Source organism: Comamonas granuli NBRC 101663 (genome assembly GCF_000739995.1).
In the GTDB taxonomy this organism is placed as follows: domain Bacteria; phylum Pseudomonadota; class Gammaproteobacteria; order Burkholderiales; family Burkholderiaceae_C; genus Simplicispira; species Simplicispira granuli.
The window spans coordinates 154666-173094 of the sequence record NZ_BBJX01000005.1 but is presented as its reverse complement, the minus strand read 5'-3'; the positions used below and the strand labels follow the sequence as shown (position 1 = coordinate 173094).

16 protein-coding genes, 2 pseudogenes and 1 riboswitch are annotated in these 18429 nt (G+C 66.5%); of the genes and pseudogenes, 9 read left to right on the top strand and 9 right to left on the bottom strand.

The features are described 5' to 3' along the window. Nucleotides 1–74 precede the first annotated feature (74 nt). A pseudogene (gene metE / locus CGR01S_RS06375) lies at nt 75–1460 on the bottom strand (5-methyltetrahydropteroyltriglutamate--homocysteine S-methyltransferase); the annotation flags it as partial. A gap of 121 nt (nt 1461–1581) precedes the next feature. Here metE and CGR01S_RS06370 point away from each other — a divergent pair. Next, a complete protein-coding gene (locus CGR01S_RS06370) occupies nt 1582–2472 on the top strand; it encodes a LysR family transcriptional regulator (protein WP_042423988.1) in 891 nt (296 codons plus the stop codon). Nucleotides 2473–2533: 61 nt separating this feature from the next. Here CGR01S_RS06370 and CGR01S_RS06365 read toward each other — a convergent pair whose 3' ends face one another. From CGR01S_RS06365 to CGR01S_RS06345, 5 genes are all read right to left on the bottom strand, one after another. Then, nucleotides 2534–3394 carry an isocitrate lyase/PEP mutase family protein gene (locus tag CGR01S_RS06365; RefSeq protein WP_042423985.1) on the bottom strand — a complete coding sequence of 287 codons (861 nt, stop codon included), beginning with the start codon at nt 3392–3394 and terminating at the stop codon, nt 2534–2536. Nucleotides 3395–3490: 96 nt separating this feature from the next. Then, complete coding sequence (gene prpF, locus CGR01S_RS06360; protein WP_042423982.1) at nt 3491–4675, bottom strand: 2-methylaconitate cis-trans isomerase PrpF; 1185 nt, start codon at nt 4673–4675, stop codon at nt 3491–3493. A gap of 33 nt (nt 4676–4708) precedes the next feature. Beyond that, nucleotides 4709–7333, bottom strand: coding sequence for a Fe/S-dependent 2-methylisocitrate dehydratase AcnD (gene acnD / locus CGR01S_RS06355; RefSeq protein ID WP_042423979.1), 2625 nt, complete (start codon nt 7331–7333; stop codon nt 4709–4711). 120 nt (nt 7334–7453) lie between these two features. Beyond that, complete coding sequence (prpC, locus tag CGR01S_RS06350) at nt 7454–8617, bottom strand: bifunctional 2-methylcitrate synthase/citrate synthase (RefSeq protein WP_042423977.1); 1164 nt, start codon at nt 8615–8617, stop codon at nt 7454–7456. Next, complete coding sequence (locus CGR01S_RS06345; RefSeq protein WP_042423975.1) at nt 8614–9012, bottom strand: acyl-CoA thioesterase; 399 nt, start codon at nt 9010–9012, stop codon at nt 8614–8616. Before CGR01S_RS06345 ends, prpC begins: the two co-directional genes overlap by 4 nt. Before the next feature lie 229 nt (nt 9013–9241). On the opposite strand from CGR01S_RS06345, the gene CGR01S_RS06340 reads away from it, so the two are divergent. Both CGR01S_RS06340 and CGR01S_RS17255 read left to right on the top strand, forming a co-directional pair. After that, nucleotides 9242–9640 carry a ribonucleotide reductase barrel domain-containing protein gene (locus CGR01S_RS06340; protein ID WP_042423973.1) on the top strand — a complete coding sequence of 133 codons (399 nt, stop codon included), beginning with the start codon at nt 9242–9244 and terminating at the stop codon, nt 9638–9640. A 19-nt stretch (nt 9641–9659) separates the two neighbouring features. After that, nucleotides 9660–10322: pseudogene (locus tag CGR01S_RS17255) on the top strand (ribonucleotide-diphosphate reductase subunit beta); the annotation flags it as partial. Here the strand turns inward: CGR01S_RS17255 and CGR01S_RS17065 are convergent. Next, complete coding sequence (locus tag CGR01S_RS17065; protein ID WP_245616763.1) at nt 10227–10475, bottom strand: hypothetical protein; 249 nt, start codon at nt 10473–10475, stop codon at nt 10227–10229. The pseudogene CGR01S_RS17255 and the gene CGR01S_RS17065 sit on opposite strands and share 96 nt — an antisense overlap. Before the next feature lie 43 nt (nt 10476–10518). Continuing rightward, nucleotides 10519–10737, bottom strand: a riboswitch (cobalamin riboswitch). A gap of 28 nt (nt 10738–10765) precedes the next feature. Between CGR01S_RS17065 and CGR01S_RS16625 the strand changes: the two genes are divergently transcribed. The 4 genes from CGR01S_RS16625 to CGR01S_RS06325 all read left to right on the top strand — a co-directional run bounded on the left by CGR01S_RS16625 (nt 10766) and on the right by CGR01S_RS06325 (nt 13651). Then, entirely contained in the window at nt 10766–11056 is a 291-nt protein-coding gene (locus CGR01S_RS16625) for a hypothetical protein (protein ID WP_156967509.1), read from the top strand. Nucleotides 11057–11103: 47 nt separating this feature from the next. Beyond that, nucleotides 11104–12522 carry a short-chain fatty acyl-CoA regulator family protein gene (locus CGR01S_RS06330; protein ID WP_042423971.1) on the top strand — a complete coding sequence of 473 codons (1419 nt, stop codon included), beginning with the start codon at nt 11104–11106 and terminating at the stop codon, nt 12520–12522. Nucleotides 12523–12735: 213 nt separating this feature from the next. Then, on the top strand, nt 12736–12885 hold the full coding sequence (locus tag CGR01S_RS16620; RefSeq protein WP_156967508.1) for a hypothetical protein: 150 nt from the start codon (nt 12736–12738) through the stop codon (nt 12883–12885). 169 nt (nt 12886–13054) lie between these two features. Next, on the top strand, nt 13055–13651 hold the full coding sequence (locus CGR01S_RS06325; protein ID WP_042423970.1) for a DUF502 domain-containing protein: 597 nt from the start codon (nt 13055–13057) through the stop codon (nt 13649–13651). A 52-nt stretch (nt 13652–13703) separates the two neighbouring features. Here CGR01S_RS06325 and CGR01S_RS06320 read toward each other — a convergent pair whose 3' ends face one another. Both CGR01S_RS06320 and CGR01S_RS06315 read right to left on the bottom strand, forming a co-directional pair. Then, nucleotides 13704–13904, bottom strand: coding sequence for a hypothetical protein (locus tag CGR01S_RS06320; RefSeq protein WP_042423968.1), 201 nt, complete (start codon nt 13902–13904; stop codon nt 13704–13706). A gap of 176 nt (nt 13905–14080) precedes the next feature. Continuing rightward, nucleotides 14081–15088: an AraC family transcriptional regulator gene (locus CGR01S_RS06315; RefSeq protein ID WP_052382510.1), complete on the bottom strand. Its 1008-nt coding sequence runs from the start codon at nt 15086–15088 to the stop codon at nt 14081–14083. Between the two features lie 92 nt (nt 15089–15180). Between CGR01S_RS06315 and CGR01S_RS06310 the strand changes: the two genes are divergently transcribed. Beyond that, nucleotides 15181–16797 carry an FAD-binding oxidoreductase gene (locus CGR01S_RS06310; protein WP_042423963.1) on the top strand — a complete coding sequence of 539 codons (1617 nt, stop codon included), beginning with the start codon at nt 15181–15183 and terminating at the stop codon, nt 16795–16797. Beyond that, complete coding sequence (locus CGR01S_RS06305; RefSeq protein WP_042423961.1) at nt 16785–18392, top strand: glycerol-3-phosphate dehydrogenase/oxidase; 1608 nt, start codon at nt 16785–16787, stop codon at nt 18390–18392. Before CGR01S_RS06310 ends, CGR01S_RS06305 begins: the two co-directional genes overlap by 13 nt. Nucleotides 18393–18429: the final 37 nt, after the last annotated feature.

Below are 18429 nucleotides of genomic sequence, written 5' to 3'. Positions count from 1 at the left end.
GCCATCAGGCGGGCCAATCTGGGGGTGCAGGATTTTACGTGGGCAGCCCAATCACATGTAGTTAAAGGGGGCTAGTCGAGGCGACCGGCCTTGAACTCGCTGCGTGCGTGGCGGATTTCCGCCGTCTGCGGGAAGGAGCCGATGGTCGTGGTCGGATAGGCCGGCAGCTTCAGGTGCGCCGCTTGCTGGGCCGCGCGCTGGGCATGGGTGCTCTCGCGCTGGCCCAGGCCGGCACCGATGCGTGCCACCGCCGCCTGCACCGCCGGGTTGTGCACGCGCGGCGAGGCGCGGCGCGCGGCCAGCGCGGCGGCGTTGGCCGCCAGCTCGGCCTGTACCGCGTCGCGCCCGTCGCGCAGCGCCTTGCCGAGCACGCGCAGTTCGCCCAGCTTTTGCAGCGCGAAAGCAAGCCAGGACTTGACCTCGGGGTCGAGCTTCTGCTCGCTGTCCAGGTCCACCGGCACGTGCAGCAGCGAGCACGAGGGCGCGATCCACAGGCGCTCGCCCAGGCGCTGGGCCAGCGGCTCGATCCAGTCGAGCACCGCCGTGAGGTCGGTCTTCCAGATATTGCGGCCATTGATGACGCCCAGCGACAGCACCTTGTGCGTGGGCAGCAGGTTGATCAGCGGCTGTACGCCGTCGCGGTCGTTGATGGCATCCACATGCAGGCCTGCCACCGGCAGGTTGGCAGCCAGGTAGGCGTTCTCTTGCAACGGGCCGAAATAGGTCGCCAGCAAGATCTTGATCTTGACCGCCTTGAGGTGGTGGTAGGCGGTGTTGAAGGCGTGCTGCCAATCGGCATCCAGCTCCGTCACCAGGATGGGTTCGTCGATCTGCACCCACTCCACGCCCTGCGCGGCCAGGGTATCGAGCAGTTCGGCATAGACCGGCAACAGGCGCTCCAGCAGCGCCAGCTTGTTCGAGCCGTCCTTGGCCTTGCCGATGGCGAGGTAAGTGACCGGGCCGATGATGACCGGCTTGGCCTTCACCCCCTGGGCCTGGGCCTCGGCCAGTTGCGCCAGCAGGCGTGTGGCGTCGAGCTTGAACGGGGTGGCGGCGTTGAACTCGGGGACGATGTAGTGGTAGTTGGTGTCGAACCATTTGGTCATCTCGCCCGCCGCCACGCCGCCGCAGCAGGCGCTGCGGTTCTCGGGGCCCTGGGCCGAGCGGCCGCGCGCCACGCGGAAGTAGTTGTCCAGCATGTCGCCGTGAAAGCCATGCACACGCTCGGGCAGGTTGCCGAGCAGGAAGCTCATGTCCAGCACCTGGTCGTAGAACGAAAAGTCGCCGACGGGCACGAGGTCCAGGCCCGCCTGGTCCTGCCAGTGCCGCTGGCGCAATTGGGCGCCCAGGGCCGTGAGTTCATCGCGCGAGGAGGCGCCCTTCCAGTAGGACTCCAGCGCGAACTTCAGTTCGCGGCGGGCGCCGATGCGGGGAAAGCCGAGGTTATGGATTGTCGTCATGTCGGTGTTGAGCAAAGCAGTGAATGGGAGGGAAACGAAGGAATCGGGCGCATGGTAGGCACTGCTTTCGATGAAGTAAAATGGTCTTATTTCAACAACCAATTACTTTTATTCATACGTCATGCTGGAACGCATCCATCTCGCCGTGCTGCAGGAGGTCGAGAAGCAAGGCTCGCTCACGGCGGCTGCCGACAAGCTGTGCGTGACCCAGTCGGCCCTGAGCCACAGCATGAAGAAGCTGGAGCAGCAGTTGGGCACGGCCATCTGGCTGCGCGAGGGCCGCAGCCTGCGCCTGACGCAGGCGGGCCAGTACCTTTTGGCGGTGGCCGGCCGCGTGCTGCCGCAGCTCGACCTGGCCGAGGAGCGCCTGCGCCAGTTCGCCCAGGGTGAGCGTGGCAGCCTGCGCATCGGCATGGAGTGCCACCCGTGCTACCGATGGCTGCTCAAGGTGGTGTCGCCCTACCTCGCTGCCTGGCCCGACGTGGACGTGGACGTGAAACAGAAATTCCAGTTCGGCGGCATGGGCGCCTTGTACGGCTACGAGATCGACCTGCTGGTCACCCCCGACCCGGTATTCAAGCCGGGCCTGCACTTTGAACCGGTGTTCGATTACGAGCAGGTGCTGGTGGTGGCGCGCGGCCACGCGCTGGCGGGTGCGCCCTGCGTCCATCCCCGCCAGTTGGCGCAAGAGGTGCTCATCACCTACCCGGTGGCCACGGATCGGCTGGACATCTACACCCAGTTTCTGCTGCCCGCCGGCGTGCTGCCCAAGCGCCACAAAACCATCGAAACCACGGACATCATGGTACAGATGGTGGCCAGCGGCCGGGGCGTGGCCGCACTGCCGCGCTGGCTGGTGCAGGAGTACACCAGCAAAATGGATGTGGTGCCCGTGCGGCTGGGGCCGCGTGGTATTGCCAAGCACATCTACCTGGGCGTGCGCGAGGCGGACCGGGCCACCGACTACCTGCAGGCCTTTATCGCGCAGGCCCGCCAGCCCTTGCCTGCCTGACGCAGCGCCGTTCAGCGCACGGGCTGGCCCCGCGCCCTTTCTGCAGGGTTTGCAACGCCGATCAGGTGTAGCGCTGCTCCAGCGCATCCCAGGCGGGCTTGCCCACCAGGCGCTGGCGCTCGGCAAACGGCGTCACCAGGCCGCTGTCTTCGCGCACCTCCTTGGCGTCACGCAGCGTGGTCAGCGTTTTTTGCATGCCCATCACTGCGCCCTGCAGCGCGGCGTTGGCGTACAACACGATGCCGTAGCCCAGCGCGCCCAGTTGGTCGGCGTTGAAGAGCGGCGTTTTGCCGCCAATCACCATGTTCATGAGCTGCGGGGGCGCCAGGCGCTGGGGTAGCGCGCGCACCTCTTCAGCTTGCGTCACGGCCTCGACGAACAAAATGTCCGCGCCCGCCTCGGCAAACCGCTGCGCGCGCTCCACGGCGGCCTCGAAGCCGTGGGTGGCTGCCGCGTCGGTGCGCGCCATGATGAGCAAATCACCGTCGCGCCGCGCGTCCACAGCGGCCTTGATCTTGTCCACGGCTTCTGCGGTGCTGATGACCTCTTTGCCGTTGAAATGCCCGCAGCGCTTGGGCGCCACCTGGTCTTCGAGCTGGATGCAGTCGGCCCCGGCGCGCTCCAGCGTGCGCACGGTGTGGATGACGTTGAGCGCGTTGCCAAAGCCGGTGTCGGCGTCCACGATCAGCGGCACCTCCACCGCATCGCGGATGCGCGCGGTGTGCTCGGCGATCTCGTGCAGGCCCATAAAGCCCTGGTCGGGCATGCCAAACCACATATTGGTCACGCCCGCGCCGGTGACGTAAATGGCCTGAAAGCCCAGGTCGGCCACCACTTTGGCCGAGAGCGCGTTGAAGGCACCGGGCACGAGCAGGCCGTTGCGGGCCTCGACGAGTTGTTTGAGTTGTTGGCGTGTGGACATGTGAAAAAAATAGGTCAAAAGTGCCTCTGGCCCTTGCCTGGCAAGCGCAAGAAGCTATGAAATAAGGAGTTTTGATGGGGCAGGCAGCCGTGCGCCTTAGCCTGGCACGCGCACCCAGCCTTCCATCAGAATGCGGGCGCTGCGGCTCATCACGGCCTTGGTCACCGTCCACTGGCCGTTGACCTGCCGTGCCTCGGCGCCCACGCGCAGCAGGCCCGAGGGGTGGCCAAAGCGCACCACCGGGCGTGCGCCCCCAGCGGCCTGGCTGACCAGCGTGCCAGGAATGGCCGCTGCCGTGCCAATGGCCACGGCGCAGGTGCCCATCATGGCGTGGTGCAGCTTGCCCATGGACAGGGCGCGCACCAGCAAGTCCACCTCTGCCGCCGCGATGGCCTTGCCGCTGGACGCGGTGTAGTCCTTGGGCGGGCTGACGAAAGCGATTTTGGGCGTGTGCTGGCGCTGCACGGCTTGCTCGGGCGTTTGGATCAGGCCCATGCGCAGCGCGCCGGCAACGCGGATTTGCTCAAAGCGCGCCAGCTGCGCTGCGTCGCCGTTGATGTCCTCGCGCAGCTCCGTGCCCTGGTAGCCAAGATCGGCCGCGTTGATGAACACGGTGGGAATGCCCGCGTTGATCAGCGTGGCCGGCAAGCTGCCCACGCCAGGCACCTCCAGCGTATCGACCAGGTTGCCGGTCGGGAACATGGCACCGCCCTCCTCGCCATCGTCTGACGGATCCATGAACTCCAGCACGATTTCCGCGGCCGCAAAGGTCACGCCATCCAGCGCGAAGTCGCCGGTTTCCTGTACCTGCCCGCCTGTCACCGGCACGTGGGCAATGATGGTTTTGCCGATGTTGGCCTGCCAGATGCGCACGGCGCAGGTGCCGTTGGCGGGGATGCGGCTGGCATCCACCAAACCCGCGTGAATGGCAAAAGCCCCGGCGGCGGTGGAGAGGTTGCCGCAGTTGCCGCTCCAGTCGACAAAGTCCTGGTCGATGGACACCTGGCCGTAGAGGTAATCGACATCGTGCCCGGGCCGCGTGCTTTTCGAGAGGATGACGCACTTGCTGGTGCTGGACGTGGCGCCGCCCATGCCGTCAATGTGCGCGCCGTAGGGGTCGGGGCTGCCGATGACGCGCTGCAGCAGCTTGTCGCGCGCCGGGCCAGGCTGCTGCGCGGCTTCGGGCAAGTCTTGCAGGCGGAAGAACACGCCCTTGCTGGTGCCGCCACGCATGTAGGTGGCGGGAATGCGTATTTGGGGAAGGTGCTGGGTCATATCCATTTTGATAGCTGCTTGCGCTTGTCTAGCAAGGGCTCAGGCCCGATTCGATGCCAAAAAGTCTTGCGCAAAGCGCTGCAGCACGCCGCCCGCTTCGTACACCGAGACTTCTTCAGCCGTGTCCAGGCGGCAGGTCACCGGCACCTGCAGCGTTTCACCGCTGCGGCGGTGCACCACCAGCATCAGTTCGGCACGCGGCTGCAGCGCGCCTTGCACATCGTAGGTCTCGGTGCCATCGAGCTGGAGCGTCAGGCGGCTCACGCCGGGCTGAAACTCCAGCGGCAGCACGCCCATGCCGATCAGGTTGGTGCGGTGGATGCGTTCAAAGCCCTCGGCCACCACGGTTTCCACACCCGCCAGGCGCACGCCCTTGGCGGCCCAGTCGCGACTGGAGCCTTGGCCGTAGTCGGCCCCGGCAATGATGATGAGCGGCTGGCGGCGGTTCAGGTAGGTTTCAATCGCTTCCCACATACGCACCACCTGGCCCTCGGGCTCGATGCGCGCCAGCGAGCCTTTTTGCACTTGGCCATCGACCACCGCCATTTCGTTGAGCAGTTGCGGGTTGGCAAAGGTGGCGCGCATGGCGGTGAGGTGGTCGCCGCGGTGCGTGGCGTAGGAGTTGAAGTCCTCTTCGGGCAGGCCCATCTGGGCCAGGTATTCGCCTGCTGCGCTGTCGGCCAAGATGGCGTTGGACGGCGAGAGGTGGTCGGTGGTGATGTTGTCGCCCAACAGGGCCAGTGGGCGCATGTTTTTCAGCGTGCGCGGGAAGGCCGCCAGCGCGCCCACGCCCTCGGTGTCCCAGTACGGCGGGCGGCGGATATAGGTGGACTGGGGACGCCAGTCGTACTGCGGCGCCGCTTTTTCACCGTCGTCGGGGCGGATGGCGAACATCGGCTCGTACACCGCGCGAAACTGTTCAGGCTTGACGGCCTGGGCCACGATGGCATCGATTTCTTCGTCGCTGGGCCACAGGTCCTTCAGGCGCACGGGCTGGCCATCGACCACGGCAAAGGCGTCGTTTTCAATGTCAAAACGCACCGTGCCCGCCAGCGCGTAGGCCACCACCAGCGGCGGGCTGGCCAAAAACGCCTGCTTGGCGTAGGGGTGGATGCGCCCGTCAAAGTTGCGGTTGCCCGAGAGCACCGCCGTGGCGTACAGGTCGCGCTCGATAATTTCCTGCTGGATTTTCGGCTCGAGTGCGCCGCTCATGCCGTTGCAGGTGGTGCAGGCAAAGGCGACGATGCCAAAGCCCAGCGCTTCCAGATCACCCAGCAGGCCCGCTTCCTTCAAATACAGCTCCACCGCCTTGGAGCCGGGCGCGAGCGACGTCTTGACCCACGGCTTGCGGGTCAGACCCCGGCGGCGGGCGTTGCGCGCCAGCAGGCCCGCGGCGATGACGTTGCGCGGGTTGCTGGTGTTGGTGCAACTGGTGATGGCGGCAATGATGACGGCGCCATCAGGCAGCAGGCCCTCGGCCTCCTCGGCGCGGGCCATCTCCAGCTTCACGGCACCGGCAATGCCATGCGCCACCAGCGCCGAGGTGGGCAGGCGGCGGTGCGGGTTGCTGGGCCCGGCCATGTTGCGCACCACGCTGGAGAGGTCAAAGCGCAGCACGCGCTCGTACTGCACTTCGCGCAGCGTGTCGGCCCACAGGCCGGCGGTTTGGGCGTAGGTTTGCACCAGGCGCACCTGCTCGGGGCTGCGGTCCGTGAGGCGCAGGTAGTCGGTGGTCTGCTGGTCGATGTAGAACAGTGCGGCGGTGGCACCGTACTCGGGGCACATGTTGGAGATGGTGGCGCGGTCGCCAATGGAGAGGCTCTCGGCGCCCGCGCCAAAGAATTCCACGTAGGCGCCGACGACCTTCTCCTTACGCAGGAACTCGGTCAAGGCCAGCGCAATGTCGGTGGCGGTGATGCCGCTTTGGCGCTGGCCCGTGAGCTGCACACCCACAATATCAGGCAGGCGCATCCAGCTCGCGCGGCCCAGCATCACGTTCTCGGCTTCGAGCCCGCCCACGCCCACGGCGATCACGCCCAGCGCATCCACGTGGGGCGTGTGGCTGTCGGTGCCCACGCAGGTGTCGGGGAAGGCCACGCCCTCTTGCACCGCCACCACGGGCGACATTTTTTCCAGATTGATCTGGTGCATGATGCCGTTGCCCGCCGGGATCACATCCACATTGGCGAAAGCCTTCTTCGTCCATTCGATGAAGTGAAAGCGGTCTTCGTTGCGGCGCTCCTCAATGGCGCGGTTTTTGGCAAAGGCATCGGGGTCAAAGCCGCCGCACTCCACGGCCAGCGAGTGGTCCACGATGAGCTGCACCGGCACCACCGGGTTGACGGCGGCCGGATCGCCCCCTTCTTTGGCGATCGCGTCGCGCAGCCCGGCCAAATCCACCAGCGCGGTCTGGCCCAGGATGTCGTGGCACACCACGCGCACCGGGAACCACGGAAAGTCCATGTCGCGTTTGCGCTCGATGAGCTGGCGCAGGTAGCTATTCAATTGCGCCGGTTCAGCGCGGCGCACCAGGTTTTCGGCGTGGACGCGGGCGGTGTAGGGCAAGGTGGCCCAGGCGCCGGGTTGAAGGGCCTCGACGGCGGCTTGGGCATCAAAGTAATCCAGGGCGGTACCGGGCAGGGGTTTGCGGTGGGCGGTGTTCATCATGGGGCGGGCAGGCTTGCTCTTTTTTTATGAGCTGCTTGCGCTTGATTGGCGGTACTTTCAGCACCAAAACAGGCTGAAAATCCTGCTGATCAAGCGCTAGCAGCTATGGTTTTTGCTTCAACGGCGCTCTTCGATCGGCACGAACTGCTGGTCTTGCGGGCCGGTGTAGTTGGCGCTGGGGCGGATGATTTTGTTGTCCACGCGCTGCTCGATGACGTGCGCCGCCCAGCCGCTGGTGCGGGCGATGACGAACAGCGGCGTGAACATGGCGGTGGGCACCTGCATCATGTGGTAGCTCACGGCGCTGAACCAGTCGAGGTTGGGGAACATGTTTTTCACCTCCCACATCACCTGCTCCAGCCGCTCGGCAATGTCGTACATCTTGGTGCTGCCTGCCTCGTCGGACAGGCGCTTGGCCACGCCCTTGATGATGACGTTGCGCGGGTCGCTCACGGTGTACACCGGGTGGCCAAAGCCAATCACCACCTCCTTGGCCTCCACGCGGCGGCGGATGTCGGCCTCGGCTTCGGCTGGGCTGTCGTAGCGCTTTTGGATTTCAAAGGCCACTTCGTTGGCGCCGCCATGCTTGGGGCCGCGCAGCGCGCCAATCGCGCCCGAGATGCTCGAATACATGTCGCTGCCCGTGCCTGCGATGACGCGGGCGGTGAAGGTGCTGGCGTTGAATTCGTGCTCGGCGTACAGGTTGAGCGAGGTGTGCATGGCGCGCACCCAGTGCGCGGGCGGCTTTTCGCCATGCAGCAGGTGCAAAAAGTGGCCGCCAATGGAGTCGTCCTCCGTCTCCACCTCGATGCGGCGGCCCGAATTGCTGAAGTGGTACCAGTACAGCAGCATGCTGCCCAGGCTGGCCATCAGGCGGTCGGCAATGTCGCGCGCGCCCGGCAGGTTGTGGTCGTCCTTCTCGGGCAGCGCGCAGCCCAGGGCCGAAACGCCGGTGCGCATCACGTCCATCGGGTGGCTGGCGGCGGGCAGTTGCTCCAGCGCTGCTTTCACGCTGCCAGGCAGGCCGCGCAGGGCGCGCAGCTTGGCCTTGTAGGCCTTGAGTTCGGCGCGTGTGGGCAGCTTGCCGTGCACCAGCAGGTGGGCAATCTCCTCGAACTCGCACACCTCGGCGATGTCGAGGATGTCGTAGCCGCGGTAGTGCAGGTCATTGCCCGTGCGGCCCACGGTGCACAGGGCGGTATTGCCAGCCGTGACGCCTGAGAGGGCGACGGACTTCTTCACCTTGGGTGCTGCCGCGGTCTCGGCGGTGGGGATGCTCATGTGAGGGTCTCCTGGTTGCGATAAGAACATGCGATGGCGACGGGACGGCGGGCGGCATCCACCGCCACCATCTCGAACACCCCTTTCAACACCTCTTCGGACGCAATGCCTGGCTGGTCGGCCAGCCCGGTCACGCACACGGTCATGGAGCTGCGGCCCACGCGGCTGACCCAGCTGCGCAAGGTGAGCTGGCTGCCGACCGGCACAGGTGCGAGGAAGTCCACGCCCGTCACGCCGGCCATCACCACCTCGCGCTGCGCCAGGCCGCGCGCGGCCAGAAAGGCGGCCTGGGCCATCAGTTGCAGGCCCTGCCCAGCAAACAGGGTGCCGTGGTGGTTGGCCTGCGCCGGCAGCACCAGTTCGCGCGTTTCTGCGGTTCCATGGGGTGTTGTCATGCTTCGCAATTTACGCAGAAAATCACCTCAGGAACAGGGTTAAAAAGGCGAAATCCTGTAAAGCGAAACCCCCTTGTCTTGCAAATTTAGCGAATTTTTTCAGGAAGACCCTGTGTGAAGACAAGCTTCAGCGTCCATCTTGAATACGCCGCCACTTAAGCACGTGCAGTGCTGGTCCTCAGCATCTGGCGTAATGCCTCATAGTCACCCACATAGGCTGCCGTACCCGGTGCGCGAGCTCACGCTCATCAAGACCGACAACCAGCGCGTGAACTACTGGGCCGCTCCCGACAGCGACACGCTGGCCGGGCAGTACCAGTCGGCCTGGGATATTCCTGCACGCGACATGACCGAGCTCTATGCCATCGTGCAGAAGTGGACCGACCAAGGAATCTCGGCGGACTTCTACCGCCGGGTGATCGGTGACGCCTCCATCGCCACCACCGAGCTGATCGAGGACTACCTCTACCGCGTCAAGCTGGGCCTGAAGTCCAAGTACTACATGAACCAGAAGACCTCCAACGGCATGAAGGCGGTGGCCGATCTGGCGGCCGTGGCCATGCCCGCGGCCAAAGCGGCAGTCAGTGCCGATACGACCGACAGCGATTGCGAAGCCTGCACCCTCTGATCCCCAACCGATTACGACCATGACCGATACCGTCTTCAACTACGACAAGACCGACTACCAAAAGCCCTCGCTGCTGCTGGGCCAGCGCCCCGGGCTGTTCGATACCGTCAATCGCCACTACCCCGAGATCTGGAAGCTGTACAAGGCGCAGAAATCGCTCGACTGGGACGAGAACGAGTTCGACTACTCCTCCTGCAATGCCGAGTTCAAGTCCTGCTCACGTGCCACCTACGACATGATGATCAAGACCCTGGCCTGGCAGTGGGAGGCCGACTCGGTGGCTTCGCGCGCCATCGCCCCGGTGCTCGCGCCCTTCATCACGTCCAGCGAGCTTTGGGCCGCTTGGCAACGCATCTCCGACAACGAGGTGGTGCACGCCGCCACCTACTCCGAGATCGTGCGCAATTCGTTCGACGACCCCAGTGTCATCCTGGATGAGATCCTGCGTGTTCAGGAAGCACACGACCGCCTGAGCGAAGTGGCGCGCGCCTTTGCCGTCGGCTACGAGGCCTCGCACAAATACGCGATCGGCCAGTTACCCAATGACCAAGCCACCTACAACGCGGTGTTCATGACCATCGTGGCGCTACTGTGCATGGAACGCATCCAGTTCATGGCGAGCTTTGCCATTACCTTTGCCATTTGCGACACGGGCCTGTTCCAGCCCATTGGCAAAGCGATCCAGAAAATTGCACAGGACGAGCTTGAAATCCACGTCGAGCTCGATCGCGCCGTACTGCAGAACGAGCTCGCAACCGAGCGTGAACTCGCGCGGCAACTGCACATCACCGGACCGTTCCGGACTGGCAGCGCGCTCTCCCGCGAAAGCATGCACCCGCACCTGCGGCGCTGCGTCATCTCGTCACAAGACGAACCAGCGGCTGCCAGGTGTGTCGGCAGGTCTTCGGACTGTGCGGACACGTACCTGATTGACTCGGGCACACCTACTTTGCCCCGCTTCCCAGGCCTTGAAGACCCAGTGCCATTGAGACATTTCGTTTCCGCTTACCGCTGCGGGGCAGTTCCGGACTTGCACCAGATTCCCTTTTCAAGTCACTCCGGATCATGGAGCAACTACCGACATGCCGACTATATAGTGTTTCGCCCATCATCGAATCACTACCTATGGTGTTTTTTTGGGAGCTGTGGATCAAATGCATGGAGAGGACTGCGCAGCGTCTGGGTTCAGAGCGCGCCCCCTACCCCCCCCTCGCTGACGTGCGCAAGGCGGCCCATGCAGTTGGCGGTGGCCGCCGGGACTGCGGCGAACCTGATAATTTCGCAAAATTCGCTTTCTTCGATCAATACAAAGACGGGAAAGCAACCGCTGGGCTTGCCAATTTTGCAAATAAAATGCATTTTGAAGTCTGCCGCCCGAAAGCGCCGCCGTTCTTTCTCTTGCTTCTCTTTCGATAGCTCTCCGCGGTTGCCACACAAAGCCTTCAGGCCAATTTGATCTAAAAATGAAAAAGATCTTCATGGGCGTCAAATTGCGCAGCCTGCGCGCCGAGCGCGGCCTGTCGCAGACGGCGCTGGCGCAAGCGCTGGAAATCTCCCCCAGCTACCTCAATCAGATCGAGCAGAACCAGCGCCCGCTGACCGTGCAGGTGCTGCTCAAGCTGCACCGCGTGCTGGGAGTGGACATCCAGCAGTTCTCCGAAGACGAGGAGGCGCGCCTGCTGGCTGCCCTGCGCGAGGCTCTGGCCGACGCCCCCACCCCCGTACCCCTGCCCGAACTGCAGCAGGTGGTAACGCAAATGCCTGCGCTGGGCCAGGCCATCGTGGCGCTCCAGCAGCAACGCCAGCAGGCCCAGGAGCGCATCGAAACCCTGGCGCTGCGCCTGGGAGACGGGCGCAGCCAGGCCGCGCTGGCCCCAGCCATGCCTTACGAGGTGGTGCGCGACTTCTTCTTCGCACACAGGAACTATGTGGACAGCGTAGACCGCGCCGCCGAAGCCCTGGCCGCGCAAGCCCCCCGCCTGGCCAGCGGTGCCCTGGCACCCTGGCTGGTGCAGCGCCTGCACACCAGCCACGGTGTAAGCGTGCAAAGCGGCGACGCGGCAGGGGGCAGCAAACGCCGCTTCGACCCCGGCACGCGCACCTTGATGCTGGCCGACGGCTTGACGCCCGCCCAGCAAGCCTTTGAGCTGGCCACGCAACTGGCGCTGCTGGAGCAGGAAGAAACCTTCCTGCGCTGCCTGGACGAACCCTTCCTGGCGCAGGCCGGCGAGCCCGCGCGCAAACTCGCTCGCGTCGGGCTGGCAAACTACTACGCCGGGGCGCTGCTGCTGCCCTATGGCGCTTTTCTTGCCGCCGCCGAGTCGCTGCGCTACGACATCGAGCTGCTGCAACAGCGCTTTGGCGTAGGCTTTGAAACCGTCTGCCATCGCCTCTCCACGCTGCAACGTACCGACGCACCGGGAGTGCCGTTCTTTCTGGTGCGCGTGGACCGGGCGGGCAACATCAGCAAGCGCCAGTCGGCCACGCACTTCCACTTCAGCCGCACCGGCGGCACCTGCCCGCTGTGGAACGTGTATGAGGCATTCAGCCAGCCCGAGCGCGTGTTGCGCCAGATCGCCTCCATGCCAGACGGGCGGCGCTACCTGTGGATTGCACGCACCGTCTCGGGCGGCCAGCGCGGCTACGGCGCACCGGGCAAGAACTTCTCCATCGGCCTGGGCTGCGACATTCGCCACGCGCAGCGCCTGGTCTATGCCCAGGGGCTGGACCTGCAGGACCCGGAGGCGGCCACCCCCATCGGCATGGGCTGCAAGGTCTGCGAGCGCGAAAACTGCCCTCAGCGCGCATTTCCTTACGTGGGGCGCTCTCTCGCCGTGGACGAAAACCGCAGCCAGTTCACTCCCTATGGATCTGCTTCCTGACAAGGCTGCATGGGTCCACCGCCATGCGGCTATTTCTTTCGCGCCACACTGGGACGGCGCACCACAGCCGATGGAGCCATGCCAGAGCCATTCATCGCGCCGACACCGGCCAGCATGGTTCGAGAACGATAGTCGCCGCCGCTTGCCACACAAGGCTTTCAAACACAAAAATACCTGAATCCCTTTCAGAATAAGCGCAAGCAGCTATCTTTTTTGACGACCTCCGCCGCTCAGGACTTCGTCCGCGGCGTCGGCCCGGTCTTCGGGTTGAGCTCGCACCTGTCCATCAGCCCCCACCACAAGCCGGCGCTGCGCACGGCCCTGATCGCGTTCGTGGCATCGGGCAAGGGCATGGCGGAATAAGCCCCACAACGCTGCGCGGTGCCCGCTATCCCATCACGGACCGTATCAGCCTGGAGAACGGCTCCTGCGAAAGCCGGTGGGCGGCCATGCGGGCAGGGATGGCGGCCCTATTGGCCCTGCGCCACTGCTATGCTGGAATCCACCCCCCCGCAGCGGCGCCCGAACCACCATGAAACGCATCTCCCAGTACTTCTTCCGTGGCCTGATCGCTTTCCTGCCCATTGCCCTCACGGTCTATGTGCTGATTCTCTTCGTCACCTGGATCGAAGGCCTGGCCATGGCCCTGATCCGCCCCATCGTCGGGGAGTTCTACCTGCCCGGTCTGGGCATCGCCCTGGGCGCGATGCTGATCCTGGCGCTGGGCGTGCTGGTGTCGCTGCCGATCAGCTCGCGCCTGCTGTCCTGGGTGGAGCTGCCTTTCACCAACCTGCCGGTGGTCAAAAGCATTTACTCGTCGCTCAAGAACTTTGCCGACTATTTCGCGCCCCACGAGCACGACGCGCAACAGGTCGTGCTGCTCAAGATGCCAGGCCACGAGCTGGGCATCATCGGCCTGGTCACACGCCAGAGCATGAAGGGCCTGCCCCGGGGCCTGGGCGCTCTGGACGACCAGGTGGCCGTCTATCTGCCCATGGGCTACATGATCGGCGGGTACACCGTGTTTGTGCCCCGCAGTTGGACGGTGCCGGTGGACATGTCCGTCGAAGAAGCCATGCGCATGGCGCTGATCGCCTTCATGGCCTCCGGCAAGCCGCCAAAGACCTGAACCCCTGGCGCCCGCAGGGCCGGCCTGCGCTGCCCCAGCACGGGGCGCAGACTCACCACTCGCCCAGTTCCCGCACGCGCTGCGCCAGATCCGGCTCCTCGTCCGCCAGCCGCGCGGGCGCGGCCTCGGCGACACCGCCTGCGGCCGGGGCGCTGCCCGGCGGGCCTGCCGGTAGGGTGCGCCCCATGAACCGGCCCCACACGTGGCTGGTCAGTGGCTCCTGGAACGGCATGACAAGATGGCTTGCAAACATGGTGACAGTCCTCCAGTGCAGAGTGGGGCTTGAACGACGGCGTATGTGCCTGGCTGGAGTCCAGTGTAGGAAAGCAAGGCCAACCGGCATGTGACAGGACGCACATCTCCAGGCTTCCAGGCGCCCGCGCCAGCCACCCGATGCTCCCGGACGTGACGGACGTCACATGGCGCGCCTCAGCCCGACCGCCGCGCCCGGCCGCGGTACTGCCCCGGCCCCTGCCCCTGCCACTGCTTGAAGGCGTGGTGGAACGCCGAGGGCTCCTGATAGCCCAGCAGGTAGCCGACCTCGGTGATGGGCATGTCCGAATGGGCCAGGTAATGGCAGGCCAGCTCATGGCGCGTGGCGTCCAGCAGGGCCTGGTAGGCCACGCCGGCATCCATCAGGCGGCGCTGCAGGGTGCGGGTGGACAGGTGCAGGTCATCGGCCACGTCGGCCAGCTTGACGGCACCCTGCCCCAGCCGGGCCGAGATGCGCTGGCGCACCTGGGCCACGATGCCGGTGTCGCGCGGGTGGCGCGCCTGCAGCAGTTCGTCGGCATGGTTTTGCAGCAGCGGCAGCAGGGCCTTGTTGGCCTGGGGAATGGGCAGGTCCAGCAGCGCGGCGGGAAAGACGGTGCGGTGCGCCGCACCGCCCCAGCGCAGCTGCGCGCCGCTGGCCTGGGCGATGGCCTGGGCCGTGGCCTCGTCGCGTGTGTGGGCAAACTCCAGCACAAAACCGTGGATGGGCTGGCCCACCAGCCACTGCGCGCAGGTCTGGATGCCCGCGAACACCGACTCGGCCAGCGCAGCCGCCGCCGGGTGGTCGGGCCAGTGGTTGGCCCAGGCGTACTCCACGGTGTCGCCCTGGCGCGCGAAGGACGAGCGCCCCAGGTCGTGCACCAGCGACTCGAACCGCAGCACCTGCGCCAGCGCCTCGCCCAGCGTGGGGCAGGCCAGCAGCAGGATGCCGTTGACGCCGTAGGTGGTGGGCTTGACACTTTGCCCCAAGCGCCAGCCAAATCCCGGCCCGGCATGCGCCAGCGCCTGCTGCAGCAGGGCGAGGTAGGTGGCGACGGGCATGTCGTCCTCGCCCGGCGCGTGCTGGCCCAGGGCCTGCGCCAGGGCGGCGGCGGGCACGCCCTCAGTGCGCGCGGCGTCCCACAGCGTGCGCGCATAGGGCGCCACGACCCGGGGCGCGGGCATGTTTGGCGTGATGGAACAATCGGTTGGCGGCATTGCGGAATGGCAGTCGGGCGCCCCATCCCTACAGTAGCGCCCATTGTTGGGAGTATGTCATGCGACGCTGGAACGGCTGGGGCGACGACGCCACCGCGATGAACCTGGGCGAAGGCGCCCGCGCCATGCTGGCCGAGCGGCTCGGCCCGGGCCACCCCGGGCAGGACGCACGACGCGAAGACCTGCTGGCGCGCATCCCGCCCTCGCGCCTGCCCGAGCACCCGCTGATCGACCGCAGCCCCGAGGCCCGTCTCCCCGTGGCTTGGGGCGAGAGCTATGCCGACTGGATCCGCAAGCGCCTGGGCCACCTGCCGCCGGTGCCCGATGGCGTGGCTTTCCCGGAGTCGGGCGAGCAGGTGCGCACCCTGCTGGACCTGGCGCATGCACAGCGCTGGGTGGTGATTCCCTTCGCGGGCGGCACCAGCGTGTCGGGCCACCTGGACTGCCCGGCGGGCGATCGGCCCATCCTCTCCCTGCACCTGGGCCGCATGAACCGCCTGTTGCACCTGGACAAGACCAGCCAGCTCGCCACCTTCGGCGCGGGCACGCCAGGACCGCTGGTGGAGTCGCAACTGCGCGCGCAAGGCTATACGCTGGGGCATTTCCCGCAGTCGTTCGAATACTCCACCGTGGGCGGCTGGGTGGTCACGCGCTCCAGCGGCCAGCAGTCGCTGCGCTACGGGCGCATCGAACAGCTTTTTGCCGGCGGCCGCATGGAGACGCCAGTGGGCACGCTCGCCCTGCCCACCCTGCCCGCCGCCAGCGCCGGGCCCGACCTGCGCGAGATCGTACTCGGCTCCGAAGGGCGCTTGGGCGTGCTGACCGAAGCCGCCGTGCGCGTGTCGCCCCTGCCGGGGCACGAGAGCTTTCACGCCCTCTTCCTGCCCGACTGGGACGCCGCCGAGGCCGCCGTGCGCGCGCTGGTGCAGCAGCGCCTGCCGCTGTCCATGCTGCGCCTGTCCAACGGCACCGAAACCGAAACCAACCTGCGCCTGGCGGGCCATGAGCGCCAGATCGCCCTGCTGGAGCGTTACCTGGGCTGGCGCGGCTGCGGCCAGGGCAAATGCCTGCTGACCCTGGGCGTGACCGCCGACCCCGCCACCGCACGCCACGCGCTGCGCGCCGCGCGCAAGCTGCTGGCGCGGCATGGCGCGGTGTACATCGGCCCGGCCCTGGGCAGCAAATGGGCGGCCAACCGCTTCCGTGGCCCCTACCTGCGCAACACCCTGTGGGACCTGGGCTACAGCGTGGACACCATCGAAACCGCCGTTGATTGGCCCCAGGTCAAGCCGCTGATGCTGGCCATGGAACAGGCCGCGCGCGACGCCTTCGTGCCCTTCGGCACCCCGGTGCACGCCTTCACCCACCTGTCGCATGTGTACCCGCAGGGCAGCAGCATCTATGCGCAGTACGTGTGGCCCACCGCACCCGGCGGCTTTGCGCCCAACTTTGAACGCTGGCGCGCGCTCAAAACAGCCGTGGCCGCGCAGATTGCCGCGCACGGCGGCACCGTGAGCCACCAGCACGGCGTGGGGCGCGACCACGCCACGCACCTGGCGCAGGAGAAAGGCCCGCTGGGCATGGCAACGCTGGCCGGGCTGTGCCGCCAGTTCGACCCGCACGGCATCATGAACCCTGGCAAGCTCTTGCAGGATGGCGGGCCATGGAGGGACTGAACGGCGCCTTCCCGCCACGCGCCCAGGCGCTGGCAGGGCTTTCCGGGCGGGAGTGGGATCTGGTCGTCATCGGCGGCGGCATCACCGGCGCGGGCGTGGCACAGCAGGCCGCCGCGCAGGGCTGGCGCGTACTGCTGGTGGAGCAGCGCGACTTTGCCTGGGGCACGTCCAGCCGCTCGTCCAAACTGGTACACGGCGGGCTGCGCTACCTAAAGGAAGGCGACCTCAAGACCACCCTGCATTCGGTGCGCGAACGCAATCGCCTGCTGCGCGAGGCACCCGGCCTGGTGGAGCCGCAGAGCTTTCTGTTTGCGGACTGCGCGGGCCGCAAGCCCAGCCGCTGGCTCATGCAGACCGGCCTGGTGGTGTACGACCTGATGGCCGGAAACCGCCGCTCGCGGGGCGGCCACTTCCACGCCGACCTGGCCGCCACGCAGATGCTGGCGCCCGGCCTGGCGCCCCCTGGCCTGCGCGGCGCGCTCGTCTTCCAGGACGCCAAGACCGACGACGCCCGCCTGGTGCTGCGCGTGCTGCAGGAGGCACGGCGGCTGGGCGCCACCACACTCAACTACCTGGCGGCCCAGGGGCTGACGATCGAACAAGGCCGTGTGGCAGGCTTGGAGCTGCAAGACGCCCTGGACGGGCAGCGCTACAGCGTGCGCGCACGCTGCGTGGTCAATGCCACCGGCGCCTGGGCCGACCGGCTGCGCAGCGGCACGGGCGCCCCGCCCCTGCTGCGCCCGCTGCGCGGCAGCCACCTGGTCGTGCCCTTCTGGCGCCTGCCGGTGGCGCAAAGCATCAGCTTCATGCACCCGCACGACGGGCGGCCAGTGTTCCTCTACCCCTGGGAAGGCGCCACGCTCATCGGCACCACCGACCTGGACCACCGCGAGCCGCTGGACGCCGAGGCACGCATCAACCCGGCCGAGGTGGGCTATCTGCTGGACGCCGTGAACGACCAGTTCCCCGGCGCGCGCCTCGCACCGGCGGACATCAGCGCCTGCTACGCCGGTGTACGCCCGGTGCTCGACGATGGTCAGAAAGATGCCTCCAAGGCCACGCGCGACCATGTGGTGCGCGATGAAGCGGGCCTCATCACCCTGACCGGCGGCAAGCTCACCACCTTCCGCCCCATGGCGCAAGACGCGCTGACCCTGGCCGCGCCACATGTGGGCAAGCCCTTTGCGCGCAGCGACGCGCCGCTGTTCACCCCCGCCCCGCCCTTGCCTCCCCTTTGGAGCCCCGCCGTGCGCCAGCGCCTGCAGGCGCGCTACGGCAGCCTGGCCGCCGATCTGTGCGCGGATGCCCGCGCGCAAGACCTGGAGTGCATTCCCGGCACGCAGACGCTGTGGATCGAGCTGCCCCTGGCCGCCCGCCACGAAGCGGTGGAGCACCTGGACGACCTGCTGCTGCGCCGCACGCGGCTGGGCATTCTGCTGCCGCAGGGCGCGCTGGCGCTGCTGGAGCGCATTCGCCAGCTCTGCGCGCCCCACCTGGGATGGAGCGATGCGCGCTGGGACACGGAAATCGGTCGCTACCGCGCACTGGTCACTACCCACTACCAGTTACCAGATTTAAACAGAATTGGCCTCTAGCGCTTATCCATATTGCGCAAAAAGCTATCAAAACAAT

Excerpts from the sequence above, each read along its gene's own strand:
- CGR01S_RS06370 (WP_042423988.1), top strand. The coding sequence starts at position 1,582 with ATGCTGGAACGCATCCATCTCGCCGTGCTGCAGGAGGTCGAGAAGCAA.
- CGR01S_RS06365 (WP_042423985.1), bottom strand. The coding sequence starts at position 3,394 with ATGTCCACACGCCAACAACTCAAACAACTCGTCGAGGCCCGCAACGGC.
- prpF (WP_042423982.1), bottom strand. The coding sequence starts at position 4,675 with ATGGATATGACCCAGCACCTTCCCCAAATACGCATTCCCGCCACCTAC.
- acnD (WP_042423979.1), bottom strand. The coding sequence starts at position 7,333 with ATGAACACCGCCCACCGCAAACCCCTGCCCGGTACCGCCCTGGATTAC.
- prpC (WP_042423977.1), bottom strand. The coding sequence starts at position 8,617 with ATGAGCATCCCCACCGCCGAGACCGCGGCAGCACCCAAGGTGAAGAAG.
- CGR01S_RS06345 (WP_042423975.1), bottom strand. The coding sequence starts at position 9,012 with ATGACAACACCCCATGGAACCGCAGAAACGCGCGAACTGGTGCTGCCG.
- CGR01S_RS16625 (WP_156967509.1), top strand. The coding sequence starts at position 10,766 with ATGGTGTTTTTTTGGGAGCTGTGGATCAAATGCATGGAGAGGACTGCG.
- CGR01S_RS06330 (WP_042423971.1), top strand. The coding sequence starts at position 11,104 with ATGAAAAAGATCTTCATGGGCGTCAAATTGCGCAGCCTGCGCGCCGAG.
- CGR01S_RS06325 (WP_042423970.1), top strand. The coding sequence starts at position 13,055 with ATGAAACGCATCTCCCAGTACTTCTTCCGTGGCCTGATCGCTTTCCTG.
- CGR01S_RS06320 (WP_042423968.1), bottom strand. The coding sequence starts at position 13,904 with ATGTTTGCAAGCCATCTTGTCATGCCGTTCCAGGAGCCACTGACCAGC.
- CGR01S_RS06315 (WP_052382510.1), bottom strand. The coding sequence starts at position 15,088 with ATGCCCGCGCCCCGGGTCGTGGCGCCCTATGCGCGCACGCTGTGGGAC.
- CGR01S_RS06310 (WP_042423963.1), top strand. The coding sequence starts at position 15,181 with ATGCGACGCTGGAACGGCTGGGGCGACGACGCCACCGCGATGAACCTG.
- CGR01S_RS06305 (WP_042423961.1), top strand. The coding sequence starts at position 16,785 with ATGGAGGGACTGAACGGCGCCTTCCCGCCACGCGCCCAGGCGCTGGCA.